This window comes from Pseudomonas eutrophicaquae, from assembly GCF_023544715.1.
Taxonomy (GTDB): domain Bacteria; phylum Pseudomonadota; class Gammaproteobacteria; order Pseudomonadales; family Pseudomonadaceae; genus Geopseudomonas.
In genome coordinates this window covers 24435-50474 of sequence record NZ_JAMJEZ010000003.1, presented here as the reverse complement: position 1 = coordinate 50474, position 26040 = coordinate 24435, and the positions used below count along the sequence as shown (strand labels likewise).

Annotated in this window: 27 protein-coding genes; 12 read left to right on the top strand and 15 right to left on the bottom strand. The window is 66.2% G+C overall.

The features are described from left to right. Positions 1-80: 80 nt before the first annotated feature. On the top strand, positions 81-1229 hold the full coding sequence (locus MXC11_RS02025; RefSeq protein ID WP_250004500.1) for a S1C family serine protease: 1149 nt from the start codon (positions 81-83) through the stop codon (positions 1227-1229). Positions 1230-1293: 64 nt separating this feature from the next. Here the strand turns inward: MXC11_RS02025 and hisC are convergent, their stop codons facing one another. From hisC to MXC11_RS01975, 10 genes are all read right to left on the bottom strand, one after another. Beyond that, on the bottom strand, positions 1294-2352 hold the full coding sequence (hisC, locus tag MXC11_RS02020; RefSeq protein ID WP_250004497.1) for a histidinol-phosphate transaminase: 1059 nt from the start codon (positions 2350-2352) through the stop codon (positions 1294-1296). 107 nt (positions 2353-2459) lie between these two features. After that, entirely contained in the window at positions 2460-3767 is a 1308-nt protein-coding gene (gene hisD, locus MXC11_RS02015) for a histidinol dehydrogenase (protein ID WP_250004495.1), read from the bottom strand. Positions 3768-3944: 177 nt separating this feature from the next. Then, positions 3945-4580, bottom strand: coding sequence for an ATP phosphoribosyltransferase (gene hisG, locus MXC11_RS02010; protein WP_250004492.1), 636 nt, complete (start codon positions 4578-4580; stop codon positions 3945-3947). Positions 4581-4588: 8 nt separating this feature from the next. After that, a complete protein-coding gene (murA, locus tag MXC11_RS02005) occupies positions 4589-5854 on the bottom strand; it encodes a UDP-N-acetylglucosamine 1-carboxyvinyltransferase (RefSeq protein ID WP_250004489.1) in 1266 nt (421 codons plus the stop codon). 21 nt (positions 5855-5875) lie between these two features. After that, on the bottom strand, positions 5876-6115 hold the full coding sequence (locus MXC11_RS02000) for a BolA family protein (RefSeq protein WP_250004487.1): 240 nt from the start codon (positions 6113-6115) through the stop codon (positions 5876-5878). An 81-nt stretch (positions 6116-6196) separates the two neighbouring features. Beyond that, positions 6197-6502 carry an STAS domain-containing protein gene (locus MXC11_RS01995; protein WP_250004485.1) on the bottom strand — a complete coding sequence of 102 codons (306 nt, stop codon included), beginning with the start codon at positions 6500-6502 and terminating at the stop codon, positions 6197-6199. Continuing rightward, a complete protein-coding gene (locus tag MXC11_RS01990) occupies positions 6499-7146 on the bottom strand; it encodes an MlaC/ttg2D family ABC transporter substrate-binding protein (RefSeq protein ID WP_250004483.1) in 648 nt (215 codons plus the stop codon). Before MXC11_RS01990 ends, MXC11_RS01995 begins: the two co-directional genes overlap by 4 nt. A gap of 2 nt (positions 7147-7148) precedes the next feature. Beyond that, complete coding sequence (gene mlaD / locus MXC11_RS01985; protein ID WP_250004481.1) at positions 7149-7631, bottom strand: outer membrane lipid asymmetry maintenance protein MlaD; 483 nt, start codon at positions 7629-7631, stop codon at positions 7149-7151. Continuing rightward, the gene (gene mlaE, locus MXC11_RS01980; RefSeq protein WP_250004478.1) at positions 7631-8428 is read right to left on the bottom strand and encodes a lipid asymmetry maintenance ABC transporter permease subunit MlaE; all 798 of its coding nucleotides are present in this window, start codon (positions 8426-8428) and stop codon (positions 7631-7633) included. The genes mlaD and mlaE overlap by 1 nt, the downstream gene beginning before the upstream one ends. Further along, positions 8428-9237 (bottom strand): ATP-binding cassette domain-containing protein, encoded by an 810-nt coding sequence (locus tag MXC11_RS01975; protein WP_250004469.1) that lies wholly within the window; start codon positions 9235-9237, stop codon positions 8428-8430. Before MXC11_RS01975 ends, mlaE begins: the two co-directional genes overlap by 1 nt. A 184-nt stretch (positions 9238-9421) precedes the next feature. Here MXC11_RS01975 and MXC11_RS01970 point away from each other — a divergent pair, with 184 nt between their 5' ends. The 10 genes from MXC11_RS01970 to MXC11_RS01925 all read left to right on the top strand — a co-directional run bounded on the left by MXC11_RS01970 (position 9422) and on the right by MXC11_RS01925 (position 16365). Next, positions 9422-10387, top strand: coding sequence for a KpsF/GutQ family sugar-phosphate isomerase (locus MXC11_RS01970; protein ID WP_250004467.1), 966 nt, complete (start codon positions 9422-9424; stop codon positions 10385-10387). Continuing rightward, the gene (locus MXC11_RS01965) at positions 10387-10911 is read left to right on the top strand and encodes a KdsC family phosphatase (RefSeq protein ID WP_250004464.1); all 525 of its coding nucleotides are present in this window, start codon (positions 10387-10389) and stop codon (positions 10909-10911) included. The genes MXC11_RS01970 and MXC11_RS01965 overlap by 1 nt, the downstream gene beginning before the upstream one ends. Continuing rightward, positions 10911-11486: an LPS export ABC transporter periplasmic protein LptC gene (lptC, locus tag MXC11_RS01960; RefSeq protein ID WP_250004461.1), complete on the top strand. Its 576-nt coding sequence runs from the start codon at positions 10911-10913 to the stop codon at positions 11484-11486. Before MXC11_RS01965 ends, lptC begins: the two co-directional genes overlap by 1 nt. Continuing rightward, a complete protein-coding gene (gene lptA / locus MXC11_RS01955; protein WP_250004458.1) occupies positions 11473-11997 on the top strand; it encodes a lipopolysaccharide transport periplasmic protein LptA in 525 nt (174 codons plus the stop codon). The genes lptC and lptA overlap by 14 nt, the downstream gene beginning before the upstream one ends. 7 nt (positions 11998-12004) lie before the next feature. Continuing rightward, positions 12005-12730 (top strand): LPS export ABC transporter ATP-binding protein, encoded by a 726-nt coding sequence (gene lptB / locus MXC11_RS01950; RefSeq protein ID WP_250004456.1) that lies wholly within the window; start codon positions 12005-12007, stop codon positions 12728-12730. A 138-nt stretch (positions 12731-12868) separates the two neighbouring features. Then, complete coding sequence (locus tag MXC11_RS01945) at positions 12869-14353, top strand: RNA polymerase factor sigma-54 (protein WP_250004453.1); 1485 nt, start codon at positions 12869-12871, stop codon at positions 14351-14353. 71 nt (positions 14354-14424) lie between these two features. Continuing rightward, positions 14425-14733, top strand: a complete 309-nt coding sequence (hpf, locus tag MXC11_RS01940) for a ribosome hibernation-promoting factor, HPF/YfiA family (RefSeq protein ID WP_250004450.1) — start codon at positions 14425-14427, stop codon at positions 14731-14733. A gap of 18 nt (positions 14734-14751) precedes the next feature. After that, positions 14752-15216, top strand: a complete 465-nt coding sequence (gene ptsN / locus MXC11_RS01935; RefSeq protein ID WP_250004448.1) for a PTS IIA-like nitrogen regulatory protein PtsN — start codon at positions 14752-14754, stop codon at positions 15214-15216. A 3-nt stretch (positions 15217-15219) separates the two neighbouring features. Further along, positions 15220-16077 carry an RNase adapter RapZ gene (gene rapZ / locus MXC11_RS01930; protein WP_250004446.1) on the top strand — a complete coding sequence of 286 codons (858 nt, stop codon included), beginning with the start codon at positions 15220-15222 and terminating at the stop codon, positions 16075-16077. 15 nt (positions 16078-16092) lie between these two features. Continuing rightward, entirely contained in the window at positions 16093-16365 is a 273-nt protein-coding gene (locus MXC11_RS01925; protein ID WP_250004443.1) for an HPr family phosphocarrier protein, read from the top strand. A gap of 45 nt (positions 16366-16410) precedes the next feature. Here MXC11_RS01925 and pmbA read toward each other — a convergent pair whose 3' ends face one another. Then, on the bottom strand, positions 16411-17760 hold the full coding sequence (gene pmbA, locus MXC11_RS01920) for a metalloprotease PmbA (RefSeq protein WP_250004440.1): 1350 nt from the start codon (positions 17758-17760) through the stop codon (positions 16411-16413). A 94-nt stretch (positions 17761-17854) separates the two neighbouring features. On the opposite strand from pmbA, the gene yjgA reads away from it, so the two are divergent. Continuing rightward, a complete protein-coding gene (yjgA, locus tag MXC11_RS01915) occupies positions 17855-18373 on the top strand; it encodes a ribosome biogenesis factor YjgA (protein WP_284060330.1) in 519 nt (172 codons plus the stop codon). A 53-nt stretch (positions 18374-18426) separates the two neighbouring features. Here the strand turns inward: yjgA and tldD are convergent, their stop codons facing one another. The 4 genes from tldD to rng are packed head-to-tail and all read right to left on the bottom strand — an operon-like array spanning position 18427 to position 26021. Next, a complete protein-coding gene (gene tldD, locus MXC11_RS01910; RefSeq protein ID WP_250004437.1) occupies positions 18427-19866 on the bottom strand; it encodes a metalloprotease TldD in 1440 nt (479 codons plus the stop codon). Next, positions 19863-20717 (bottom strand): carbon-nitrogen hydrolase family protein, encoded by an 855-nt coding sequence (locus tag MXC11_RS01905; RefSeq protein ID WP_250004434.1) that lies wholly within the window; start codon positions 20715-20717, stop codon positions 19863-19865. Before MXC11_RS01905 ends, tldD begins: the two co-directional genes overlap by 4 nt. 22 nt (positions 20718-20739) lie before the next feature. Then, positions 20740-24549, bottom strand: a complete 3810-nt coding sequence (locus MXC11_RS01900) for a YhdP family protein (RefSeq protein WP_250004431.1) — start codon at positions 24547-24549, stop codon at positions 20740-20742. A gap of 14 nt (positions 24550-24563) precedes the next feature. Further along, on the bottom strand, positions 24564-26021 hold the full coding sequence (gene rng / locus MXC11_RS01895; protein WP_250004428.1) for a ribonuclease G: 1458 nt from the start codon (positions 26019-26021) through the stop codon (positions 24564-24566). Positions 26022-26040 lie beyond the last annotated feature (19 nt).

The window sequence follows — 26040 nt, the reverse complement described above, 5'->3', positions numbered from 1 at the left end:
GCCACCGCGGCAGCGCTCTCGTATAATGCGCGCCACCTTAATCAGCCCACCCTTCACGCCGCAAGCCCAAGGATGCCGAGATGCTCAAGACCCTGCGTTACCTCGGCCCGCCCACCCTGATCGGCCTGCTGCTGGCGGTGGCGCTCATGCTGCTGTTTCCGCAGTGGCTGGGGCCGACCGCCCCCGGCCTTGAGCTGCGCCGGGGCAGTCCCTACAGCGGCCTGGGCAGCGGCCCGGTGTCTTATGCCGAGGCCGTCGAGCAGGCCGCTCCGGCGGTGGCCAGCCTGCAGACCACCCGCCTGGCCAATCCGCCGGGCAGCGCCTCGGCGGCCGAGCCCTCTGCCCCGCTGTTCGGCAACGAGGCGCCCGAATCCCCGCGCCGGCAATCCAGCCTGGGGTCGGCGGTGATCCTCAGCCCGCAAGGGTATCTGTTGACCAACAACCATGTGATCGCCGGCGCCGAGCAGATCCAGGTCACGCTGGCCGATGGGCGCAAAACCCTGGCGCGGGTCATCGGCAACGATCCGGAAACCGATCTGGCGGTGCTGAAGATCGATCTGGGCGAGCTGCCCGTCATCACCCTCGGGCACTCCGAGCGTGTGCGCACCGGCGATGTGACCCTGGCGATCGGCAATCCGTTTGGCGTCGGCCAGACGGTGACCATGGGCATCATCAGCGCCACCGGGCGCAATCAGCTGGGCCTGAACACCTATGAAGATTTCATCCAGACCGATGCGGCGATCAACCCCGGTAACTCCGGCGGGGCGCTGATCGATGCTCGCGGCCAGCTAATCGGCATCAACACCGCGATCTTCTCGCGCTCCGGCGGCTCGCAAGGTATCGGCTTTGCCATCCCCACCCAGCTGGCGCTGGAGGTGATGCAGGCGATCATCGAGCACGGTCAGGTGATTCGTGGCTGGCTGGGCCTGGAAGTACAGGGCATCGGTGTAGCCCGGGCACGTCGCCTGGGCCTGCCTGAGCGCAGCATCATGGTCGCCGGGATCTACCGCGACAGCCCGGCCCTCAAGGCTGGCCTTAAGCCTGGGGATATTCTCCTGAGCCTGGACGGTCAGCCGGTCACCGACGGCCCCCAGGCAATGAACCAGGTGGCGCGCAAGCGGCCCGGACAGGTGGTGCCCATCGAGGTGCTGCGCGGCGCCGAGCGCCTGGCGCTGCAGATCGTGGTCGGCCGCCGGCCGGCACCGGCCACTGCCAAGCCGGCTTCCTGAGCGCGCGACAGACCAGCGGCAAACAAAAACGGCGCCCCAAGGCGCCGTTTCACGTTGCGAAGGCTCAGCCCAAGAGTTCGTGCAACGCCTCGCTCAGCGCCTGATTCTGCGCGTCGTCGCCGATGGTGATGCGCAAGAACTGGGCAATCCGCGCCTGGCGGAAGTGCCGGACGATGATACCGCGCTCGCGCAGCGCCGCCGCCAGCGCCTGGGCATCTTGCTGAGGATGGCGGGCGAACACGAAGTTGGCCGCCGAAGGCAGCACCTCAAAGCCCAGTCCCTGAAGATCCGCCACCATTTGCTCGCGGCTGGCAATCACCGCCTGGCAGGTGCGCTCGAAGTAGGCCTGATCCTCGAACGCCGCCACCGCCCCAGCCAGCGCCAGACGATCCAGCGGGTAGGAGTTGAAGCTGTTCTTGATCCGCTCCAGCGCCTCGATCAGCTCAGGATGCCCCACGGCAAAGCCGACCCGCAGCCCCGCCAGCGAGCGGGACTTGGAGAGGGTCTGGGTGACCAGCAGGTTGGGGAACTCATCGACCAGCGCAATCGCCGTTTCGCCGCCGAAGTCCACGTAGGCTTCATCGACCACCACCACCGACTCGGTATTGGCCGCCAGCAGTTCACGGATCGCCTGCAAGGGCAGCAGGCAGCCGGTCGGCGCATTGGGGTTGGGGAAGATGATGCCGCCATTGGGCCGCGCGTAATCGGCCACGTTGATACGGAACTGCGCATCCAGCGCCACCGTCTCGAACGGGATGCCGTACAGGCCGCAGTACACCGGGTAAAAGCTGTAGCTGATGTCTGGGAACAGCAACGGCGCGCCATGCTGGAACAGGCCATGGAACACATGGGCCAGCACCTCGTCGGAGCCGTTGCCGACAAACACCTGCTCGGCGCGCACGCCATGGTAGCGGGCGATGGTCTCCTTGAGGCGCTCGCCGTTGGGGTCGGGGTACAGGCGCAGGCCGTCACCGAGTTCGGCGCGGATCGCTTCGATCACCTGTGGCGACGGGCCGTAGGGGTTCTCGTTGGTGTTGAGCTTGACCAGCCGCTGCATCTTCGGCTGCTCACCCGGCACGTAGGGCACCAGGTCCTTGACGAAGGGACTCCAGAATTTACTCACGCCCTTCTCTCCTCGCATTCGATCGCTTCTGGGAGGGCTGAAGAACAGACGTTCCCAGCCGGTAACCGCCGGCAGCCCGCAGGCACTGCCGGCCGGCGACTACAGGTTCACTTGATGCGGTACTCGGCGCTGCGTGCGTGGGCGGTCAGCGACTCACCGCGCGCCAGCACCGAGGCGGTCTTGCCCAGCTCGGAGGCTCCCTCGGCCGAGCAGAAGATGATCGACGAGCGCTTCTGGAAGTCATAGACCCCGAGCGGTGAAGAAAAGCGCGCGGTGCCCGAGGTCGGCAACACGTGGTTGGGACCGGCGCAGTAATCACCCAGCGCCTCGGCGGTGTAGCGGCCCATGAAAATCGCCCCGGCGTGACGAATTTTGGACAGCAGCGCCTGCGGATCAGCGACCGACAGCTCCAGGTGCTCGGGGGCAATGCGGTTGGTGACCTGCAGTGCCTCGTCCATGTCGGCGACCTTGATCAGCGCGCCGCGGTTCTGCAGCGAGGTGCGGATGATCTCGGCACGCTCCATGGTCGGCAGCAGCTTGTTGATGCTGGCCTCGACGGCATCGAGGAAGGCGGCATCCGGGCTGACCAGGATCGACTGGGCATCCTCGTCGTGCTCGGCCTGGGAGAACAGGTCCATGGCGATCCAGTCCGGATCGGTCTGGCCATCGCAGACCACCAGAATCTCCGAGGGGCCGGCAATCATGTCGATACCGACCTGGCCGAACACGTGGCGCTTGGCGGTGGCCACATAAATGTTGCCGGGACCGACGATCTTGTCGCACTGCGGCACGCTCTCGGTGCCGTAGGCCAGCGCCGCTACCGCCTGGGCGCCACCGATGGTGAACACCCGGTCAACGCCCGCCACGCAGGCGGCGGCCAGTACCAGCTCGTTCAGCTCGCCACGCGGGGTCGGCACCACCATCACCACCTCGGGCACTCCGGCGACCTTGGCCGGGATGGCGTTCATCAGCACCGACGACGGATACGCCGCCTTGCCGCCCGGCACATACAGACCGGCACGATCGAGCGGGGTGACCTGCTGGCCGAGCACCGTGCCATCAGCCTCGGTGTAGGTCCAAGAATCCTGCTTCTGCCGCTCATGGTACAGGCGCACGCGCTCGGCGGCCTTCTCCAGCGCAGTGCGCTGTTCCGGGCTGATCCGGCTCAGCGCCAGTTCCAGACGTTCGCGCGGCAGGATCAGTTCATGCATCGCGGTGGCTTCGACGCCATCAAAACGCTGACTGAATTCGACCAGCGCCACATCGCCCCGCTCACGCACGGCCTGGATGATCTCCAGCACGCGCTGGTTGACCGCCTCGTCCGAGACGCTCTCCCAACTCAGCAGGTGGTCCAGATGACGGGCGAACTGCGGATCGGTGGCATCGAGTCGGCGAAGAGCGATAGGTGCAGTCATGACGAGGCCTCTCTGGCGTCAGCGTAAATAGGCGCCGCTAGGGTAGCAGCCCGCCTGCACCGGCACTCGGCAATTGTGCCTATGGTGCAGATAGGCGGCAGCGGCTGGCAGTCGCAGGCGCGCTGCCGGGTCTCTCGGCCCGAAGGCCTGCGCGGCATCCGCAGACACCGCGCGCACTCAACAGGCGTGGCGCTCGGCAATCGCCTGGCGCAGGGTCTCGATCAGCGCCTGGATCCGCGCATGCTGCATCTTCATCGAGGCCTTGTTGACCACCAGGCGCGAGCTGATATGAGCGATCAGCTCCTGGGGTTCAAGACCGTTGGCACGCAGCGTGTTGCCGGTATCCACCACGTCAATGATCTTGTCAGCCAGCCCCACCAGCGGCGCCAGCTCCATCGAGCCGTACAGCTTGATGATCTCGACCTGACGGCCCTGCTCGGCGTAATAGCGCTTGGCCACGTTGACGAACTTGGTCGCCACCCGCAGGCGCCCGCGCGGCTCGGCAGCACCGACCTTGCCGGCGGTCATCAGCTTGCAGCGGGCAATCTGCAGATCCAGCGGCTCGTAGAGGTTCTGTGCGCCGTACTCCATCAGCACATCCTTGCCGGCCACCCCAAGATCAGCAGCGCCATGCTCGACATAGGTCGGCACGTCGGTGGCGCGCACAATCAGGAGGCGCACATCGTCCTGGGTGGTGGGGATGATCAGCTTGCGGCTTTTATCCGGATTCTCGGTCGGCACGATGCCGGCTGCGGCCAGCAGCGGCAGGGTGTCATCGAGGATTCGGCCCTTGGACAGGGCAATGGTCAGCATGGCGACTCCTAGCCCGGTACGCGGCGGATCTTGGCACCCAGAAGCTGCAGCTTCTCCTCGATGCACTCATAGCCGCGGTCAATGTGATAGATGCGATCGATCAGCGTATCGCCGTCCGCCACCAGCGCTGCCAGCACCAGGCTGGCTGAGGCGCGCAGGTCGGTAGCCATCACCGGGGCGGCCTTGAGGCGCGGCACGCCGGTGACGATCGCGGTGTTGCCCTCGATCTGAATCTGCGCCCCCATGCGCTGCATTTCCAGCACATGCATGAAGCGGTTCTCGAAGATGGTCTCGACCACCGTGCCGGTGCCCTCGGCCACCGCATTCATGGCGATGAACTGCGCCTGCATGTCGGTGGGGAACGCCGGATACGGCGCGGTACGCACGTTGACCGCCTTGGGGCGCTTGCCGTGCATGTCCAGCTCGATCCAGTTCTCGCCGGTGGTGATCTCGGCGCCGGCTTCCTGCAGCTTGAGCAGTACCGCCTCCAGAATGCCGGGGTCGGTATCCTTGAGCTTGACGCGGCCACCAGTGGCCGCGGCGGCGACCAGATAGGTGCCGGTCTCGATGCGATCGGGCATCACCGCGTAGGTGGTGCCGTGCAGACGCGGCACCCCTTCGACCGTGATGGTCGCGGTGCCCGCGCCCTGAATCTTCGCGCCCATGGCATTGAGCATGTTGGCCAGATCGACCACCTCCGGCTCACGGGCGGCGTTTTCCAACACGCTGCGCCCGTTGGCCAGCGCGGCGGCCATCAGGATGTTTTCTGTACCGGTGACGCTGACGACATCAAAGCAGAAATGCGCACCGCGCAGGCCGCCCTCGGGGGCGCGGGCCTTGATGTAACCGCCCTCGACCTCGATCTCTGCACCCATCGCTTCCAGACCGCGAATGTGCAGATCGACCGGCCGCGAGCCGATGGCGCAGCCGCCCGGCAACGCCACTTCGGCCTGACCGAAACGCGCCAGCATCGGCCCGAGCACCAGGATCGAGGCACGCATAGTCTTGACCAGCTCATAGGGCGCGACCAGGGTGGTGATGCTCGAGGCATCGACCTCGACATCGAGCTTCTCGTTGATCACCGGCTGCACACCCATGCGCCCGAACAGCTCGATCATGGTGGTGATGTCGTGCAGGTGCGGCAGGTTGCGCACGGTGACCGGCTCGCTGGCCAAAAGGGTGGCGGCCAGGATCGGCAGGGCCGAATTCTTTGCGCCGGAGATGCGGATTTCCCCGTTGATCGGAGCGCCGCCGGTGATGATCAGTTTATCCATGGGATCTCTCGGGCCTGCGGCTCAGCTGCGCGCAGCCCAGGCGGACGGGGTGAAGAATTTCATGGTCACGGCGTGGATGCTGCCATCGGCAATCCAGGCATTGAGGTGGGCATAGACCTGCTGCTGACGCTTGACTGGGCTCAGGGCCGCCAGTTCATCGCTGATCAGGTTCAGCTGGAAATCGCAGCCCTGCCCTTCAACTTCCACGCGGGTGCCGGGCAGATGGGTTTCCAGATGGCGCTTGACGTCTTCAGCCTGCATGTTTCGACCTCGATGGACCGCTCTAAGGGGGCGCCATCATACAAAAAAGCCTTGAAGGCTGCGAACCCTGCGCACGCGGGCTCACTCGGCCAGGGGTAGTAGCTCGAGCAGTTCGCAGACTTCGGCGATCTGGCGCATCTTGGCGGGCAAGGCGCGGATCGTCAGGGTCTTGCCGCAGGCCTTGGCGTCACGCTGCAGGCACAGCAGCAGCGACAGCCCGACGCTGCTGCTGTGCTCGACCGCGCTGCAGTCCAGCACCAGGTGAGCCGCCTGACTGGCAGCCACAGCGCGGCGCGCGGCCTGGCGCAGGGCACTGCCATTGGCGGCATCCAAGTGCCCGCTCAGGGCCAACAGGCCGGGCGCGACTTCCTGCAGCTGGGCGCTCATCGGGCGCCGGCCTGAGCTTCGACACTCTGGCGCGAGCGGGCCACGGTATCGCCCCAGGTGGCAATCACCTGGTCCAGATTATTGCGGTTGTTGCGCATCGCCTCGGCAAACTGGTCACGGAACAGCTTGCCAATGTTGATGCCGTTGACGATCACGTTGCGCACTTTCCAGCGCTCGCCCTTGAGCTCCATGGTGTAGGTCAGCGGATAGACTGCACCGTTGCTGCCGACAATCTCCATGTTCACCGAGGCCCGCGCCGGATCACGCTCGGCCGCGACCGGCAGCATGCGGATCTCCTGATCCTGATACTCGAGCAGGGCATTGCCGTAGAACTTCATCAGGCTGCGCTTGAAGGTCTCCTGGAAGGTCTGCAGCTGCTCGGCGCTGGCCTGACGGCTGTAACGCACGGTCATCACCCCGCGGACAAAGCCCTCGAAGTCGATAGCCGGGGTCAGGATGTCATCCAGGGTGCGATAGAACAGCTCGGGATCCTTGCGGAACACCTCGCGGCGGGTATTGAGCTCGCCCAGCACCTGATCGATGGTCACCTGCACCACCTGATGGGGCGACTCGGCCGTCGCCAGGGCCGGCACGGACATCATAGCCAGCAGCGCCAGCAGGCCAGAACGCAACAGTTTGAGCATGGTCATTCTCCTGTGGAGGGGGCCGGTTCCTTGTTGACGGTATTGAGCAGGAACTTGCCGATCAGATCTTCCAGCACCAGCGCCGACTGGGTGTCGCGGATTTCGCTGCCATCGACCAGCAGCTCTTCCTCGCCACCAATGCTGATGCCGATGTACTTCTCACCCAGCAGGCCGGCGGTCAGCACCGAGGCGGTCGAGTCGACCGGCAGGTTGTCGACCCGGCCATCCAGCTCCATGGTCACCTTGCCCATGAAGCTGTCGTGATCCAGCTCGACGTTCACCACCTTGCCGATGGTCACGCCGGCCATGGTCACCTTGGCCCGCGCGCTGACGCCAGCGGCATTGTCGAAGTAGGCATGCACCCGGTAGGTGTCTGCCTGCGGGGTGATGGTCAGGCCGCTGACCCGCAGCGCCAGCAGCAGCAGGGCCAGTATGCCGGCGAGCAGGAACAGGCCGACGCCGATTTCCAGGGAACGCGATTGCATCAGAAGTCTCCGAACATCAGGGCGGTGAGGATGAAGTCAAGGCCGAGCACGGCCAGCGAGGCATAGACCACGGTGCGGGTCGTGGCACGGCTGATGCCCTCGGAGGTCGGCTCGCAGTCATAACCCTGGAACACCGCGATCCAGGTCACCACCACGGCAAATACCAGGCTTTTGATCATGCCGTTGAGCACATCGCCCTGAAACTCGACGCTGCGCTGCATGTTGCCCCAGTAGGAGCCCTCGTAGACGCCCAGCCAGTCCACCGCAACCATCGCCCCACCCCAGATGCCGACCACGGTGAAGATCGCCGACAACAGCGGCATGGAAATAAAGCCAGCCCAGAGCCTGGGGGCGATGATGTACTTCAGCGGATCGACGCCGATCATCTCAAGGCTGGAGAGCTGCTCGGTGGATTTCATGTTGCCGATCTCGGCGGTCAGCGCAGAGCCTGCGCGCCCGGCGAACAGCAGCGCGGTGACCACCGGGCCCAGCTCGCGCAGCAGGGTCAGCGCCACCATCTGCCCGACCGCCTCCTCCGAGGCGAAATCGACCAGGATGTTGTAGCCCTGCAGGGCCAGCACCATGCCGATGAAGATCCCGGAAACGATGATGATCACCAGGGACAATACGCCCACAGACCACAACTGGCGCACCAGCAGTGGCAGGAAGCGGCCTGCGCCATTACGGCTGAACAGCGCGTGCCCGAGGAAGATACCGGAGCGCCCCAGGGCTTCGAGCACGTCGATGCCGGCGCGCCCGAACAGACGGATCCGTTCGAGCAGGGAAGTCTTGCGCATCAAACCTCTCCGAGCAGATCGCGCCGATAGTCCGGCGCCGGAAAGTGGAAGGGAACCGGCCCATCGGCGATGCCCTGCATGAACTGACGGATCCGCGGATCATCCGCCTCCATCAGATCCTTGGGCGTACCGTGCCCCAGCACCCGGGCATCCCCCACCACATACAGATAGTCAGCAATGCTGGCGGTCTCGGCCAGATCGTGGGAGACCACGATACTGGTCAGCCCGAGGGCATCGTTGAGGCTGCGAATCAGGCGCACCAGCACACCCATGGCGATCGGGTCCTGACCGACAAAGGGTTCGTCATACAGCAGAATCTGCGGATCGAGGGCAATGGCCCGGGCCAGCGCCACCCGGCGTTTCATGCCACCGGACAGCTCATCCGGCATCAGCTCGACAGCGCCCCGCAGACCGACCGCCTGCAGCTTCATCAGCACGATGTCGCGGATCATCTCTTCCGGAAGATCGGTGTGCACCCGCAGCGGGAAGGCGACGTTCTCGAACACATCAAGGTCGGTGAACAGCGCACCACTCTGGAACAGCACGCCCATCTGCTTGCGCATGTCGAACAGCGCACTGCGCGACAGCTGCGGCAGGTTCTGACCATTGACGATCACCTGCCCGGCACTCGGGCGCAGCTCGGCACCGATCAGGCGCAGCAGCGTGGTCTTGCCGCAACCGGACGGGCCCATGATGCCGATCACCTTGCCACGCGGAAAGGCCAGATCCACCTGATCGAAGATCGCCCGCGCGCCGCGCCGGAAGGTCACTTCCTTGAGTTCGACGGCGTAATCGTTGTCGCTGTTCATCCTCACCCCTTGCACTCGGCCTGCCCTGCCGGTGACAGGCACCGCTGGACGCAGGGCGGCACTATACCACCGCCGCCAACGCGAACCCAAAGCACCCGGGCGCAGGCGTGCCGCGGACGGGTGAGCCGCCGCCGGTTTACCGCTATAATCCGCCATCTTGACTCCCTGCCAGTGACAGCACGCCATGTCCGACCTCATCGAATCAGCCCGCCGCACCATCCGCCTTGAACTGCAGGCGGTCAGCGACCTGCTCGAGCAGATCGATGGCGACTTTGTGCGCGCCTGCGAGCTGCTGCTGGCCTGCAAGGGCCGCGTGGTGGTGGTCGGCATGGGCAAGTCCGGGCACATCGGCAACAAAATTGCCGCGACCCTGGCCAGCACCGGGACGCCAGCCTTTTTCGTGCATCCGGCCGAAGCCAGTCATGGCGACATGGGCATGATCACCCGCGAGGACGTGGTGCTGGCACTTTCCAACTCCGGCTCCACCGCCGAGATCGTCACCCTGCTGCCGCTGCTCAAGCGCCTAGGCATTCCGCTGATCAGCCTGACCGGCAACCCCGACTCGCCGCTGGCCCAGGCCGCCGAGGTCAATCTCGATGCCCGCGTCGCGCAGGAAGCCTGCCCGCTGAACCTGGCCCCGACCTCCTCGACCACCGTGTCGCTGGTGCTCGGCGATGCGCTGGCCATCGCGCTGCTGGAAGCGCGCGGCTTCACCGCCGAGGACTTCGCCTTCTCCCACCCGGGCGGTGCGCTGGGCCGGCGCCTGCTGCTCAAGGTGGAAAACATCATGCACGCCGGCGAGCGCCTGCCGCAGGTGCCGCGCGGCACCCCGCTGCGCGAGGCGCTGCTGGAGATGACCCGCCAAGGCTTGGGCATGACGGTAATCACCGAACCCGATGGCCGCCTGGCCGGCATCTTCACCGACGGCGACCTGCGCCGGGCGCTGGATCGCGGCGTCGACGTGCGCGATGCGCTGATCGATGACCTGATGACCGTCGGCGGCAAAAGCGTGCGCGCGGAGATGCTCGCCGCCGAGGCGCTGAAGATCATGGAAGACCACAAGATCAGTGCCGTGGTGGTGCTCGATGCCGAGCAGCGCGCCATTGGCGCCCTCAACATGCACGACCTGCTGCGTGCCGGAGTGATGTAATGAACGATGACCTGCTGCACCGTGCCCGTGCCATTCGCTTGGCGATCTTCGATGTCGATGGTGTGCTGACCGACGGCAAGCTGTATTTCCTGCCCGAGGGCGGTGAATTCAAGACCTTCAACACGCTGGACGGCCACGGGATCAAGATGCTGATCAACTCCGGCGTGCGCACCGCCATCATCAGCGGGCGCAGCAGCCCGGTGGTCGAGCGCCGGGCCCAGAATCTGGGCATTCAGCACCTGATCCAGGGACGCGAGGATAAGCTGGTGGTGCTGGAGGCGCTGCTGGCTGAGCTGGGGCTTGCCCATGAGCAGGTCGCTTATCTGGGCGATGACCTGCCGGACCTGCCGGTGATCCGCCGGGTGGGCCTGGGGATGGCGGTTGCCAGTGCCAATGCCTTCGTGCGCCAGCACGCCCACGGCGTGACCGTGGCCCGCGGCGGCGAGGGTGCCGCCCGCGAGTTCTGCGAGCTGATCCTGCGCGCCCAGGGCACGCTGGACGCCGCTCAGGCCGCGTACCTGTGATGATGAGCCTGAGCCCGACCCTGCGCCTGGGGCTTCTGGCGCTGGCCCTGACCACGCTACTGGCCGCCATTGGCTACTGGAACATCCGCCCGGAGAGTTTCATGGCCAGCGCCCCGCTTGAAGAAGCAGAAACCATCGACTTCTATGCCGAAAAGGCCCGCAGCATCCAGTTCCAGGCCGATGGCTCGCTGGATTACCGGCTGACGGCCGAGCGCCTGGAGCATGTCCAGGCGACGGATCTGACCCGTATCAGCGCACCCGCGCTGCTGTTGCATCGCGGCCGCGAACAGCCCTGGCAGGTGCGCAGCCAGCGCGGCGAGGTGCTGCCCGGCGGCGATCAGGTCGAGCTGATCGAGCAGGTACAGGTCGAGCGCACCGACGCCCGCGGCCGGCAGATCCGCCTCCACACCGAGCGCCTCAGCGTCTTCCCCGAGCGCGAATTTGCCAGCACCGCCGCCGCGGTGCGTATCGAGGCGGCCAACGGGGTCACCACCGCGACCGGGCTGGAAGCCTATTTCAAGGACGGCAGGATGCGCCTGCTGTCGAACGTCAGAGGACAGCATGAAATCCGTTAACCCCCTTCCCCTTCTTCTCGGCCTGCTGCTGTCCGCTCCGGCTGCCTGGGCCCTGCCCTCTGATCGCGATCAGCCGATCCGCGTACAGGCCGACAGTGCCGAGCTGGATGAAAAGCAAGGCGTGGCCGTCTACCGTGGCGGCGTGGTCATCACCCAGGGCACCCTGAAAATCACCGGCGACACCGTGACCATCACCCAAGATAGTAAGGGTGACATCGAGGTCTTCACCGCCGTCGGCAAGCTGGCCCATTACGAGCAGCAGCCGGCGATCGACAAGCCGCTAGTCCAGGCCTCGGGCGTGACCATCCAGTACTTTGCCGCCAATGAGCGGATCGTACTGATCGATCAGGCGCGCATCGTTCAGGGTGGCAACACCTTCGAGGGCGAGAAGATCGTCTATGACACCCGGCGCCAGATCGTCAACGCCGGTCGCGCCAGCGGCACCGATGTCAGCTCGCCGCGTCCGCGTATCGACATGGTCATCCAGCCGCGCCCGCGCGCCCAGGAGTGATGCCGCGATGAGCGTTCTGATTGCCCAGCATCTGGCCAAGAGCTACAAGGGCCGCCAGGTGGTTCGTGATGTCAGCCTGTCGATTGCCAGCGGCCAGATCGTCGGCCTGCTCGGCCCCAACGGCGCCGGCAAGACCACCTGCTTCTACATGATCGTCGGCCTGGTGCGCGCCGATCAGGGCCGCGTCCTGATCGACGAGCAGGATGTGACCCACCAGCCGATGCATGGCCGCGCCCGCGCCGGCATCGGCTACCTGCCGCAGGAGGCCTCGATCTTCCGCAAGCTGACGGTCGCCGACAACATCATGGCGATCCTCGAGACCCGCCGGGATCTTGATCGGGCCGCGCGGCGCGAGGCGCTGGAGGGCCTGCTGCAGGAGTTTCACATCAGCCACATCCGCGACAACACCGGCATGAGCCTCTCCGGGGGCGAGCGGCGGCGAGTGGAAATCGCCCGCGCCCTGGCCAGCGATCCCAAGTTCATCCTGCTCGATGAACCCTTTGCCGGGGTCGATCCGATCTCGGTCGGCGACATCAAGCAGATCATCCAGCACCTCAAGAGCCGCGGCATCGGCGTGCTGATCACCGATCACAACGTGCGCGACACCCTGGACATCTGCGAGACCGCCTACATCGTCAACGCCGGCCAGCTGATCGCCGAAGGCGATGCGCAGAGCATCCTCGACAACGCCTTGGTGCGCGAGGTGTACCTCGGTAGCGAGTTCCGCCTCTAAATCCACGGCCCGATCCGTCGCCATGCCGGCGCTATGCAGGCGCGCGCGCATCGGGCATATAATCGCCGGGACTCGGCACACCGGTGCCAATCAGCAGCCAGCCCCTTCGCGCTGGACGATCCAGGTGCCCCTTCCCGCATGAAACATTCGCTAGTCCTCAAGATGGGTCAGCAGCTGACGATGACCCCGCAGCTGCAACAGGCCATTCGGCTTCTGCAACTCTCGACGCTCGACCTGCAGCAGGAGATCCAGGAAGCGCTGGATTCCAACCCGATGCTGGAGCGTCAGGAGGACGGCGATGACTTTGACACCAGCGACCCGCTCGCCGAGCAGGACGCCGCACCCGGCGCACGGGACAGCGGCGAGCACATCGCCGATCGCGATCCGGAAAGCCTCGACGAGGGCCAGTGGCAGGAGCGCATTCCTAGCGAGCTACCCGTCGATACCGCCTGGGAGGACATCTACCAGACCAGTGCCAGCAGCCTGCCGGCCAGCGACAGCGATGACTGGGACTTCACCGCCCAGACCAGCAGCGGCGAAAGCCTGCAAAGCCACCTGCTCTGGCAGCTCAACCTCTCGCCGATGGGCGAGCGTGACCGGCTGATCGCGGTGTCGATCATCGATGCCATCAACACCGATGGTTATCTGGAAGAAAGCCTTGAGGAGATCCTCACCTCCTTCGATCCTGAGCTGGAGATCGAGCCGGATGAAGTGGAGATGGTGCTGCACCGTATCCAGCAGTTCGAACCGCTGGGCATCGGCGCGCGTGACCTCAGCGAATGCCTGCTGCTGCAGCTGCGCCAGCTGCCCGCCGAGACCCCCTGGCTGGAGCAGGCCCGCCGCCTAGCACGCGACTACCTCGACCTACTCGCCAGCCGTGACTATGGCCAGCTGATGCGCCGCTTGCGCATCCGCGAGGAAGAGCTCAAGCAGGTCATCGCCCTGATCCAGCGCCTCAATCCGCGCCCGGGGGCGCAGATCGAATCCAGCGAAGCCGAGTATGTGGTGCCGGATGTCATCGTGCGCAAGGAGCGCGAGCGCTGGCTGGTCGAGCTCAACCCCGAGGCCATGCCTAGGCTGCGGGTCAATCCGCACTACGCGGGGCTGGTGCGCCGCGCCGACTCCAGTGCCGACAACACCTTCATGCGCAACCAGCTGCAGGAAGCGCGCTGGTTCATCAAGAGCCTGCTCAGCCGCAACGAAACCCTGATGAAAGTCGCCAGCGAGATCGTCGCCCAGCAGCAGGCCTTCCTCGAGCAGGGTGAGGAGGCCATGAAACCGCTGGTGCTGCACGACATCGCCGAGGTGGTCGGCATGCATGAATCGACCATTTCGCGGGTCACGACCCAGAAATACATGCACACGCCGCGCGGCATTTTCGAGCTCAAATACTTCTTCTCCAGCCACGTCAGCACCGCCGAAGGCGGCGAATGTTCCTCCACGGCGATACGCGCGATCATCCGCAAGCTGGTTGCCGCGGAAAATCCGAAAAAGCCGTTGAGTGACAGCAAGATCGCTGGTTTACTGGAGGCACAGGGGATTCAGGTAGCGCGGCGTACTATCGCCAAATATCGGGAATCACTCGGCATCGCACCGTCCAGTGAGCGCAAGCGCCTGGTGTGATGCCCTAATGAGAACAGCCACGCCGCAGCGGTTCATCGGACCGCCGGCCTGTGGCAATAAGGAGAAGCGGTATGCAAGTGAACATCAGTGGCCAACATCTGGAAGTGACCGAAGCCCTGCGCGCTTACGTCAACGAAAAATTCGAGCGACTGACTCGCCACTTCGACAAGATCACCAACGTCCAGGTGATCATGAGCGTGGAAAAACTGCAGCAGAAGATCGAAGCGACCCTGCACGTCGCCGGTGGTGAAGTGGTCGCGCATGCAGATCACGAAGACATGTACGCCGCCATCGACCTGCTGGCCGATAAGCTCGACCGCCAGCTGATCAAGCACAAGGAAAAGCAGATCGCCCGCGAGCAAGGCGCTGCCGCTCGCTGATCCCGCCACGACCTATCCATGACTCGCCTAGAGCACATACTGACCCCCGGCCGTTCCCAGGTGAACGTGCCGGGAGGCAGCAAAAAGCGCGTTCTTGAACAGATCGCCAACCTCGTGGCCCGGGATATTCCCGGGCTCGACGCACATGACATCTTTGAAAGCCTGGTAGCCCGCGAAAAGCTCGGCTCGACCGGCTTTGGCAACGGCATTGCCATCCCCCACTGCCGACTGGCCGGCTGCTCGGTGCCAATCAGCGCCCTGCTGCGCCTCGACGCCCCGGTCGACTTTGATGCCATCGACGGCACCCCGGTCGATCTTCTGTTCGTACTGCTGGTCCCCGAGGCCGCCACCGAGGAGCATCTGGAGCTGCTGCGCCAGATCGCCGGCCTGCTGGATCGCGCTGATGTGCGCGAGCGACTGCGTCAGGCACGCGATGGCTTCGACCTGTATCAGGTGGTGCTCGATACTGTGGATGAGCGCTGAACCATGCGCCTGGTGATCGTCAGCGGGCGCTCGGGGTCTGGCAAGAGCACTGCGCTGGCTGTCCTTGAGGACAGCGGCTTCTACTGCATCGACAACTTGCCCGCAGGGATGCTCCCGGAGCTTGCCGAGCGTGTCCTGCTGGATGCGGAACTGCTGCGCCCGCAGGTTGCGGTCTCCATCGATGCGCGCAATCTGCCCAGCCAGCTCAAGCGCTTCCCGGCACTGCTCGATGAGCTGCGCCAGCGCAATATCCAGTGCGATGTCCTGTACCTGGATGCCGACAATGCCACCCTGCTCAAGCGCTTCTCGGAAACCCGCCGGCGTCACCCGCTGACCGACGAGCATCGCTCGCTGGCCGAGGCCATCCATGAGGAAATCGCCCTGCTTGGGCCGATTGCCGACCTGGCGGATCTGAAGATCGACACCACCGGGCTCAACCTGTACCAGCTGCGTGACAGCATCCGCCTGCGCCTGCTGGAAAAGCCCGAGCCGGGCACGGCGTTTCTGATCGAATCCTTCGGCTTCAAGCGCGGCATGCCGGTGGATGCCGATCTGGTCTTTGATGTGCGCTGCCTGCCCAATCCGTACTGGAAGGCTGAGCTGCGCGAATACAACGGCCTGGAACAGCCGATCCGCGACTACATGGCGGCCCAGTCCGAGGTCGAGGAGATGTTCAACGACCTCAATCACTACCTCAGCAAGTGGCTGCCGCGCTTTGCCGCCAGCAACCGCGCCTATGTCACCGTGGCGATTGGCTGTACCGGCGGAAAACACCGCTCGGTCTACCTGGCCGAGCGCATCGGCCAGGCTCTGCGCACACCGCTCAGGAACGTGCAGATCCGCCACCGCGACCTCTCCTAGAAGGCTCAAGCGCCTATGCCCGCCTGCGACATCACCATCATCAACAAGCTGGGCCTGCACGCCCGGGCAGCGGCCAAGTTCGTCAGCGTGGCGGCGCGCTTTCCCTGCCAGGTACGGGTCGGGCGCAGCAGCGCGAGCCTAGTGGACGGCAAGAGCATCATGTCGGTGATGATGCTGGCCGCCGGCAAGGGCAGCGATATCCACATCAGCACCGAGGGTGAGCAGGCCGAGGAAGCACTGACCGCCCTGCAGGCCCTGATCAACGACTACTTCGAAGAAGGCGAGTAAGCTGACGCACGCCACAGGCCTGCGCCAGCAACAGGGCGGCCTGCCTCAGCTCCCACCCACCGTCATCCGGCCAATCAGCACCGAGCCGCTGCGGATGTTGCCGCGGGTTTCCACATCACAGCCCACCGCCTGCAGATCACGGAACATCTGCCGCAGGTTGCCGGCGATGGTCACCTCCTGCACCGGGAACTGAATCACGCCATTTTCCACCCAGTAACCCGCCGCACCGCGCGAGTAATCGCCGGTGACCAGGTTGATCCCCTGCCCCATCAGTTCAGTGACCAGCAGACCGCGATCCATGCGCCGGATCAGCGCGGCCTGATCCTCGCTGCCGTGGCTGACGAACAGGTTGTGCACGCCGCCGGCGTTCGCGGTGCTTGGCATGCCCAGCTTGCGCCCGGAATAGGTGCCCAGCGCATAGGACACCAGTTGGCCATCCTGCACGAAGGGCTTGGCATAGGTGGCCAGCCCGTCGCCATCAAAGCTGGCACTGCCCATGCCGCGCGGCAGATGCGGGCGCTCGTCCAGGGTCAGCCAGTCGGGGGCAATCTGCTCGCCCAGCGCCCCCTCGAGGAAGGAGGCCTTGCGGTACAGGTTGCCACCGGAAATCGCCGCCAAGAGATGCCCGAACAGCCCACCCGCCAGCTCCGCAGCAAACAGTACCGGCACCTCGCAGGTCGGTACCGGACGGGCACCGAGCCTAGCCGCAGCGCGCTGACCGGCGCGCTGACCAATCGCCTCGGAGCTGGCCAGCGCACTGCCCAGCCGACTGACGTCGTACCAGTAGTCGCGCTGCATCTGCCCCTCGCCCTCGGCAATCATCACGCAGCTCAGGCTGTGCCGGCTACTGGCGTAGCCGCCGATAAAGCCATGGCTGTTGCCATACACCCGGCAGCCCAGATGGGTATTGAGGGTGGTGCCATCGGCACGGGTCACCCGCGAATCGCTGGCAAAGGCGGCGGCCTCACAGGCCAGCGCCTGCTCGATGGCCTGCTCCGGGGTGATCGCCCACGGATGCCACAGATCCAGCTCCGGCAGCTCGCGGGCCATCAGCGCGGCATCAGCCAGCCCCGCGCAGTCGTCCTCACTGGCATGCCGGGCGATCGCCAGCGCGGCGGCCACCGTTTCACGGATCGCCGCCTCGCCCTCGGCCGAAGTACTGGCCGATCCCTTGCGCTGCCCCAGATAGAGGGTGATGCCAAAGCCGCGGTCACGGTTGAACTCGACCGTTTCCACCTCGCCCTGACGCACGCTGGCCGACAGGCCCTGCTCCAGAGATACTGCCACCTCGCAGGCCGTGGCGCCCTGACGCCGCGCTTCGGCGATGATCGACTCGACCTGTGCCTGCAAGCCCGGCAGCGCCGCTGGCCCTACCCCTTCCACCGCTGCATTCATGCCGTTTTCCTCATTGATTCACACGCGGGAGGGAACCGGACAAGCGGCCCTCCGAATAGGTATCATGGCGGCCATTTTTCACGGAATCCGCCCCATGTCCGCACAATTCGACGATTTCTCGCTGGAGAAGAGCAAGTCCCAGATCAAGCGCGAGCTGCACGCCCTGCAGGATCTGGGTGAGCGCCTGACCACCCTCAAGCCTGACCTGCTCGCCCGCCTGCCGCTTTCCGACGCCCTGCTCAAGGCCGTGCTCGAGGCGCCCAAGCACAAGGTGCATGCGGCGCGCAAACGCCATATCCAGTACATCGGCAAGCTGATGCGCGAGCAGGATATCGAGGCCATCGTCGCGCTGCTCGACCAGATGGATGCCTCCACCCGCCAGTACAACGAGCGCTTCCACGCCCTGGAGCACTGGCGCGACCGGCTGGTCGGCGGTAGCGACAGCGACCTCGAAGCGCTGCTCGGCGAGTACCCCGAGGCCGATATCCAGCACCTGCGCCAGCTGATTCGCCACGCCCAGCACGAAGCCGCCCACAACAAACCGCCGGCCGCCGCCCGCAAGGTCTTCAAGTACCTGCGCGAGCTGGACGAATTCAAGCGCGGCCTGCGCTGAGTCGCCAGGCAGCCGCCCCGTGAGCGGGCCACGTGCCCGCGCTCACCGGCGCCTCAACCGCCGGTCCCGCCGACCGTGATCGCCTCGATCTTCAGGGTCGGCTGACCGACACCGACCGGCACCGACTGACCGTCCTTGCCACAGGTACCCACACCGCTGTCCAGCGCCAGGTCGTTGCCGACCATCGAGACCCGGCTCATCGCCTCCGGGCCGTTGCCGATCAGCGTAGCGCCCTTGACCGGCGCGGTAATCTTGCCGTCTTCGATCAGGTAGGCCTCGCTGGTGGAGAACACGAACTTGCCGCTGGTGATGTCCACCTGGCCGCCGCCAAGGCTCGCGCAGTACAGGCCGCGCTTGACCGAGCGGATGATCTCTTCCGGCTCGCTCTGCCCGGCGAGCATGTAGGTGTTGGTCATGCGCGGCATCGGCAGGTGCGCGTAGGATTCGCGCCGGCCATTGCCGGTCGGCGCCACGCCCATCAGCCGGGCATTGAGCTTGTCCTGCATGTAGCCCTTGAGTACGCCATTTTCGATCAGCGTGGTGCACTGGGTCGGCGTGCCTTCATCATCGAGACTCAGCGAGCCGCGCCGTCCGCTCAGGGTGCCATCATCGACGATGGTGCACAGACTAGACGCCACTGACTCACCGACCCGCCCGCTGTAGGCCGAACTGCCCTTGCGGTTGAAATCGCCTTCCAGGCCATGACCGACCGCCTCATGCAGCAGTACACCGCTCCAGCCATTGCCGAGCACCACCGGCAGGCTGCCCGCTGGTGCCGGGATGGCTTCCAGATTGACCAGCGCCTGACGCACCGCCTCGCGGGCATAGCCCATGGCGCGCTCACCCTCGAGGAAATAGCGGTAGTCGGTACGCCCGCCGCCACCATGGGAGCCGCGCTCGCGGCGCCCGTTCTGCTCGACGATCACGCTGACGTTGCAGCGCACCAGCGGGCGCACATCAGCGCCGAGGCTGCCATCCAGCGCCGTGACCAGCACCTGCTCCCAGACCCCGGCCAGGCTCACGGTCACCCGGCTGATCCGCGAATCCAGCGCACGGGTCGCCTGATCGATCCGCTGGAGCAGTTCGACCTTTTCGGCGCGGCTGAGCACATCCAGCGGATTGTCCGCGGCATACAGCGGCGCCGGTGCCTGCACCCGCGAGGTGCAGACCTGCACCTGCTGACCGCTGCGGGCAATCGAGCGCGCCGCGCTGATCGCCTGGCGCAGCGCCGATTCTTCCAGGCTGTTGCTGTAGGCAAAGCCGGTCTTCTCGCCCGACTGGGCACGCACCCCCACCCCCTGATCGAGGTGGAAACTGCCCTCCTTGACGATGCCATCTTCCAGCATCCAGGACTCGGAGACGATGTTCTGGAAGTACAGATCGGCGGCATCAATACCGGGCCCGGCCAGCTCGCCCAGCAGGATCGGCAAACGCTCAAGACCTAAACCGGCCGGCTCAAGCAGGCGGCTACTGACGGATGACAGCATGTTCATGGGGACTCCTGTGAAGAGGCTTGCAGAGGGCCGGGGTACAGACGGCGATGCTCGAAGACCGGCATGCGTGCGCGCAACGCCTGCTGGGCGCTGGCGTCACGCTGGGCCAGCACGACACGTTCACCCTGCGCCGCATTCGCCAGCACCGCGCCCCAGGGATCGACGATCAGCGAGTGGCCAAAGGTCTCGCGCCCGCCCGGATGCACGCCGCCCTGATTGGCGGCCAAGAGATAGCACTGGGTCTCGATCGCCCGGGCACGCACCAGAACCTCCCAGTGCGCGGCGCCGGTCAGCGCGGTAAACGCCGAGGGCACGCAGATCAGCTCGGCACCGGCCAGCCGCAGGGCGCTGTACAGCTCGGCAAAGCGCAGATCGTAACAGATGCTAAGACCCAGCCGCCCGACCGGTGTATCGGCCACCACGATGCGCTGACCGGCGGCAAAATCGTCCGACTCACGGTACAGGCCGCGCCCATCCGCCACCTGCGCATCAAAGAGGTGCAGCTTGTCGTAGCGGGCCACGCACTGGCCATCGGCATCCAGCAGCAGCGAACTGGCATGCGGCCGACCACACGCGGCGCCCTCGCCAAACAGCGGCAGGCTGCCGGCCAGCAGCCATACCCCCAGCTCGCGACCGGTGCGCGCCAGCCAGGACAATAGCGGGCCTTCGCCTGCGGCCTCGGCGCGGGCCAGCGCCGCCTGATCGCCACAGCCCAGGGTGGCGAAGTTTTCCGGCAACACCGCCAGCTGCGCCCCGCCCGCGGCGGCTTCTTCAAGCAGGATGCGCGCACGCTGCAGGTTGGCCTCGACCGAGGGCTGGCTGATCATCTGGATCACGGCGAACGTGGACATCCGGGCACCTTGCAACAAAGACTCAGGGTTTGCCGAACAGGCTGATCTGCGGATCCTGCAGACTGCCGGCGACGCGGTATTCAACGCTGGCGGCCCGCGACAGGCGATCACCGATTAGCTGATCGACGATCAGCAGCGCGCCGGCCACCGGCAGCGCACCGGTCATCAGCGCGGCCAGCGGCAAGTTATTGGAGAGCGGCAGGGTCACCCGCAGGCCAGCGGCGATCTGCTCGCTGGCCATGTCCAGCTGCCCCTCAAGATCCAGACGGGTAGACGGCCCATCCAGCACCAGCGGCTGGCTGGTCAGGAACACGCCATCGGTGCCGCTCAGCTGGCCATCGAGGCGATCAAAGCTCAGGCCGCGGCCAAACAGGTCGCTGAAGTCCAGCCGCAGGCGCCGCCCCAGGGTATTGAAGTTGAGCACCCCAAAGACCCGCAGCAGCCCAGCGGCGCCCTCGACCTCCAGCAGCTGCCCCTCGCGGGCCTGCAGATCCAGCCGGCCACTGAAATGCTTCAAGGCGGCCATCGCCGGCGAACCCGGCCAGTGGCCGTCAGCCTCGATACTGAACTCGCGACTGCTCACACTCGGCGCAAAGCCCCAGGCCAGCAGCACCTCGCTGGCGTCTTCGCCGCCGAGCTGCCCCTGGAAGCGGCTGCGCATCGCCGCTCCCGTTCCCTGCCATTCCAGCTGCCCACGCAGGTTGAGGCCGGACAATTGCAGATCCAGTCCCTCGAAGCGCACACCTTGCGGCTGCGGGCGGGCGCGTAGCTGCCAGCGCCCCAGCGACTGCGTCCCCAGCATCACGCTGGCGATGCGCACGTCGAAGGCGGGCAACTGACGGGGATCGAGATGCCCCAGCGGGTCGCTGGGAGCGATCCCCGCCGCCTCGCGGGCGGCCTTGTCTTCGCTGCTTTCACGCGCCGGCAGACGCAGATGGCGCAGCGTCAGCTGCCAGGGCGCACGCGGCTGAGCCGGCAGCAGGACTTGGCCTGCGATCAGCGCACTGTCCAGCTCCAGGTGCCAGCCGCCGGCCTCCGGACGCACGCCAAGCTGCAGATCATTGACCTGCAGGCTGCCCAGCGACACCTGCTCGATACGCAGGCGCAGATCGCGCAGCACCCCGGCGCCGCCGCGCCCCCCGGCATAGCGGGCCTGCAGCGCCTGCCACTCGGCCAGGTTGGCCGCCGGCAAGCGGCCGCGCACCTGCAGCCCGGGCGTGCGCGGCAGTTGCGCCGCAGCACCGCCCAGCCGCAGCTCACCGCGCAGCCCCTGCAGGGTGCCGGGTGGAGCCGCCAGCGCCAGACTGGCCTGACCATCGTAGTCGAGTCCGTAGCGCCGCTCGGCGCCCTCCAGGGTCATGCGCCATTGCGCCGGGCGGGCGCTGTCGGCCGGCTTGCCCAGCGGGGCCGGCAGGTCGATCTGCACGCCGCGCAAATCCGAATCGACCTGCAGACGATCCTCCGGCCCCTGCAGATCCAGGGTCAGGCGATAGGGCAACTGGCCGCTAGCCGGAATCTCTGCCGCCGGCTGCTGGAGCCAGTCCAGCAGGCGCGCAACGGCGACCGTCCCCGCCAGTTCAAAGCGGCTGTGGGGTTGCCCGCCCTGCCCCAGCGCGCGGATGCGGCCACTGACCGCACTGCCCAGTACCCGCGCCCGCAGCTGTTCGGCACTCAGGCCGCGCTGGCTGTCGTAGCGAAAGCGCCCCTGCAGCTGGCTGATCTCCAGCGCCGACTGACGGATCGTCAGCGTCGCCCCGCGGGTGGCGAAGTCGACCACGGCCTGCACAGGATTGCCCTGCGCCGCCAGCGGCACGTCAAGGCGCAGCCCACCCTGCAGCTCGCCGGTGCCCGTCCAGCCCGCGAAGGTGGCCGAGCGGCCGAGCGGGGTGTCCTGAAGGATCTTCAGGCCATCGCCCAGCGGGGCGCTGATCTGGCCTTCGACCTGCAGGCGCGGCCCGCGCGCATCGCGCCTGACCTCAGCCCGGATGGCCTGCAACTGGCTGTCCAACACCTGGGCGGCACTGGCTTCGACACGAATGCCGCTGTCCTCCACCCACACCTCACCTGCTAGACCATGCAGCGGCGGCCAGTCCGGCTGATAGGCCAGCTGTGCGTCGCGGACCTTGAAGTACAGCCCCAGCGCCCGCGCCTCGGGCGGCGCCTCGCGGTTCAGGGCGCCCTGATAGAGAAACAGCCCCTGCTCGATGCGCCCGGCGGTGATGGCGGCCTGCAGCCAGTCGGCCAGCGGGCGGGCCAGCGCCGGTGAGCGGGTCGGCAGGTAGCGGCGGGTATAGGCGGCATCGCCATCGTGCAGGCCAACCTGCAAATCGAGGTAATCCTCGGCGGCGGGGTCATGCCGCAGGCGCAGCAGCATGTTGCCGGCCAGCTCGCCTTCCTCCCCGGACAGGCGCATCAGCGGGCTGGACAGGGTGAAGGCCTGCGCATCGAGCTGCCAGTCCAGCTGGGCGCGGGCCTGCCGGTAGCGCCAGGGCTCCGGGAACAGCGTCTCCAGATGCAGCAGCAGGTCCTGGCTGTCCAGCTGCAGGGTGCCGCCGGCGAGCGTGCCGCTGAGCAGGCCGCTGACATTGCCGGTGGCCGGCACCGCCCGCCAGGCGCCGGTGGCCACCTGGTTCAGGCGCATGTGGTATTCGACCTCCGGCAACCCCTGTGCCTGTGCCTGTGGCTGCAGGGTGAGGGCCAGCGCCTCGATGCGCCCGCGCGGGGCCAGGCTGCCCAACAGCTCCTGCCCCAGCGCCGGCAGCGGCAGCAGATGACGGGCCAGCGCCGCCGGAGCCTGCAGATCCAGATGGGCGGCCTGCACCTGCCAGCCCTGCGCCTGCTGGGTCAGCTGCAGGGCGCCGATGTCCAGCGCCAGCACGCCAAATTCCCCTTGCAGCCCATCGAGCTGCAGGTGCCAGCCCTGCGCGTGGCGCTGCAGCCAGGCTTGGCTGCGGACCTCGCGTAGCACATGACTGCCCCCGGCATGGCTGAAGGTCAGCTGCTCCAGCTGCAGGCGCGCCATGGCCCGCTGCACGCCGCCGGCGGCCCAGTCCAGCCACAGCTCGCCACCAGCTTGCAGCTGCTGCAGGCTGCGTCCCTCGCCCAGCACGGCCGCCGGCAGCCAGGCCGACCAGTCGCTGGCCGGCAGCTGCAGGTAGAGCTGGGCCTGACTGTCCAGCGGCTGCTGCCGATCCAGTGCCAGCGTGGTCTGCAGCTGCAGCCTCTGGCCATCCGGCAATTGCAGGTGCCCGGCCAGCGTCATGTGCTGCTGCCGGGTACGCAGTTCCAGGTCGATATCCGCCAGGGTAAAAGCCGCTTGCTGATACGGCTCAATGGTCAGCCGGGCATCCAGGAGCAGCGCCCGCTGCAGGATCGCCAAGGGGGCTAGCCGCTGGGCGAGCGACGACGAGGTGGATACCTTGCCAGCCGCGCTGAAGCCCTTGAGCTGCCAGCGCCCTGTCTCATCCTGACGCAGCCCCAGCTGTAGCCCTTCAATCTCCAGCAGCGCCAGACGCGGCGCACGATCGCGCAGGCTGGCCCACAGATCCGGACGCAGGGTCAGCCGATCCAGATGCAGGGCCTGCTGACCGTCACGCAGCTCGATATCCTCCAGCCGCAGCCGTGGCATCAAGCCCTGCCATTCGCCACGCAGGCTGCCGATATGCAGGTCTTGTCCCAACAGGCGACGCGCCTCAGTTTCCAGCGGGGCACGGTACTCGGCGACCAGCGGAATCAGGCTGCGCCCAAGGCTCACCCACAGCGCCACCAGCACCAGCGCAGCGGCCAGTAGCATCAGCAGCGCGCGCAGCAGCCGTAACAGCCTGGCCCCCATGTCAGTGGCTGGCCTCAGAGTGGCACCACATCGTAGAGCTCCTGGGAATACTTGGCCTCGACCTGAAAGCGGATCGGCCGACCGATGAAGGCTTCCAGATCGGCGACGTTGCCCGACTCTTCATCCAGCAGCCGGTCAATCACTCCCTGATTGGCCAGCACCAGGTAGGACTCGGCCTGATAGGCCCGCGCCTCGCGCAGAATCTCGCGGAAGATTTCGTAGCAGATGGTCTCGGCGGTCTTCAGCCGACCGCGCCCCTGGCAGCTCGGGCACGGCTCGCAGAGCACCTGCTGCAGGCTTTCGCGGGTGCGCTTGCGGGTCATCTGCACCAGCCCAAGCTCGGTGATGCCAATGATGTTGGTCTTGGCGTGGTCGCGCTCGAGCATCTTCTCCAGCGTGCGCAGCACCTGGCGGCGATGCTCCTCGTCTTCCATGTCGATGAAATCGATGATGATGATCCCACCGAGGTTGCGCAGGCGCAGCTGGCGGGCAATGGCGGTGGCGGCCTCAAGGTTGGTCTTGAAGATGGTCTCCTCAAGGTTTCGATGCCCGACAAAGGCGCCGGTGTTGACGTCGATGGTGGTCATCGCTTCGGCCGGATCGATGATCAGGTAGCCGCCGGACTTGAGCAGCACCTTGCGCTCCAGCGCCTTCTGGATCTCGTCCTCGACGCCGTAGAGATCGAAGATCGGCCGCTCGCCGGGGTAATGCTCAATGCGATCTGCCACCTCGGGCATCAGCTCGGCGACAAACAGCCCGACCTTCTGGAAGGTCTCTCGCGAGTCGATGCGAATCTTCTCGGTGCGCAGACTGACCAGATCGCGCAGGGTGCGCAGGGCCAGCGACAGGTCCTCATAGATCACCGAAGGCGCTGCGGCGCTGTGCATCTGCGCGCCGATCTGCTCCCAGAGGCGGCGCAGGTAGCGGATGTCGGCGAGGATCTCGTCGGCGCCGGCGCCCTCGGCGGCGGTACGCAGGATGAAGCCGCCCTCGCCCTCGATGCCCTCGCTGCTCATGCAGTCAGCCACCACCTGCTTGAGGCGCTCGCGCTCGCCTTCATCCTCGATCTTCAGGGAAATGCCGACATGCCGGGTGCGCGGCATGTACACCAGATAGCGCGAGGGAATCGACAGCTGCGTGGTCAGCCGCGCCCCCTTGCTGCCAATCGGGTCCTTGGTGACCTGCACCACCAGACTCTGCCCCTCATGGACCAGCGCGCTGATCGGCTCCACCGCGTTGCCCTCGCGGCTGGAAATCTCCGCCGCATGAATGAAGGCCGCCCGCTCCAGACCGATGTCGATAAAGGCGGCCTGCATGCCCGGCAACACCCGCACCACCCGCCCTTTGTAGATGTTACCGACGATGCCGCGCTTCTGGGTCCGCTCGACGTGCACCTCCTGCAGGACACCGTTCTCCAGCACCGCCACCCGCGACTCCATCGGGGTGATGTTGATCAGGACTTCTTCGCTCATCGGACACTCTCCAGGCGGG

Coding starts and splice junctions, on each gene's coding strand:
- rapZ (WP_250004446.1), top strand. CDS start 15,220: ATGCGCCTGGTGATCGTCAGCGGGCGCTCGGGGTCTGGCAAGAGCACT.
- MXC11_RS01995 (WP_250004485.1), bottom strand. CDS start 6,502: ATGAGCGCCCAGCTGCAGGAAGTCGCGCCCGGCCTGTTGGCCCTGAGC.
- lptC (WP_250004461.1), top strand. CDS start 10,911: ATGATGAGCCTGAGCCCGACCCTGCGCCTGGGGCTTCTGGCGCTGGCC.
- rng (WP_250004428.1), bottom strand. CDS start 26,021: ATGAGCGAAGAAGTCCTGATCAACATCACCCCGATGGAGTCGCGGGTG.
- MXC11_RS02025 (WP_250004500.1), top strand. CDS start 81: ATGCTCAAGACCCTGCGTTACCTCGGCCCGCCCACCCTGATCGGCCTG.
- MXC11_RS01945 (WP_250004453.1), top strand. CDS start 12,869: ATGAAACATTCGCTAGTCCTCAAGATGGGTCAGCAGCTGACGATGACC.
- MXC11_RS01900 (WP_250004431.1), bottom strand. CDS start 24,549: ATGGGGGCCAGGCTGTTACGGCTGCTGCGCGCGCTGCTGATGCTACTG.
- hpf (WP_250004450.1), top strand. CDS start 14,425: ATGCAAGTGAACATCAGTGGCCAACATCTGGAAGTGACCGAAGCCCTG.
- ptsN (WP_250004448.1), top strand. CDS start 14,752: ATGACTCGCCTAGAGCACATACTGACCCCCGGCCGTTCCCAGGTGAAC.
- MXC11_RS01990 (WP_250004483.1), bottom strand. CDS start 7,146: ATGCTCAAACTGTTGCGTTCTGGCCTGCTGGCGCTGCTGGCTATGATG.
- MXC11_RS01965 (WP_250004464.1), top strand. CDS start 10,387: ATGAACGATGACCTGCTGCACCGTGCCCGTGCCATTCGCTTGGCGATC.
- lptA (WP_250004458.1), top strand. CDS start 11,473: ATGAAATCCGTTAACCCCCTTCCCCTTCTTCTCGGCCTGCTGCTGTCC.
- MXC11_RS01970 (WP_250004467.1), top strand. CDS start 9,422: ATGTCCGACCTCATCGAATCAGCCCGCCGCACCATCCGCCTTGAACTG.
- hisG (WP_250004492.1), bottom strand. CDS start 4,580: ATGCTGACCATTGCCCTGTCCAAGGGCCGAATCCTCGATGACACCCTG.
- pmbA (WP_250004440.1), bottom strand. CDS start 17,760: ATGAATGCAGCGGTGGAAGGGGTAGGGCCAGCGGCGCTGCCGGGCTTG.
- mlaD (WP_250004481.1), bottom strand. CDS start 7,631: ATGCAATCGCGTTCCCTGGAAATCGGCGTCGGCCTGTTCCTGCTCGCC.
- MXC11_RS01925 (WP_250004443.1), top strand. CDS start 16,093: ATGCCCGCCTGCGACATCACCATCATCAACAAGCTGGGCCTGCACGCC.
- mlaE (WP_250004478.1), bottom strand. CDS start 8,428: ATGCGCAAGACTTCCCTGCTCGAACGGATCCGTCTGTTCGGGCGCGCC.
- MXC11_RS01905 (WP_250004434.1), bottom strand. CDS start 20,717: ATGTCCACGTTCGCCGTGATCCAGATGATCAGCCAGCCCTCGGTCGAG.
- yjgA (WP_284060330.1), top strand. CDS start 17,855: ATGTCCGCACAATTCGACGATTTCTCGCTGGAGAAGAGCAAGTCCCAG.
- MXC11_RS02000 (WP_250004487.1), bottom strand. CDS start 6,115: ATGCAGGCTGAAGACGTCAAGCGCCATCTGGAAACCCATCTGCCCGGC.
- hisD (WP_250004495.1), bottom strand. CDS start 3,767: ATGACTGCACCTATCGCTCTTCGCCGACTCGATGCCACCGATCCGCAG.
- murA (WP_250004489.1), bottom strand. CDS start 5,854: ATGGATAAACTGATCATCACCGGCGGCGCTCCGATCAACGGGGAAATC.
- tldD (WP_250004437.1), bottom strand. CDS start 19,866: ATGAACATGCTGTCATCCGTCAGTAGCCGCCTGCTTGAGCCGGCCGGT.
- MXC11_RS01975 (WP_250004469.1), bottom strand. CDS start 9,237: ATGAACAGCGACAACGATTACGCCGTCGAACTCAAGGAAGTGACCTTC.
- lptB (WP_250004456.1), top strand. CDS start 12,005: ATGAGCGTTCTGATTGCCCAGCATCTGGCCAAGAGCTACAAGGGCCGC.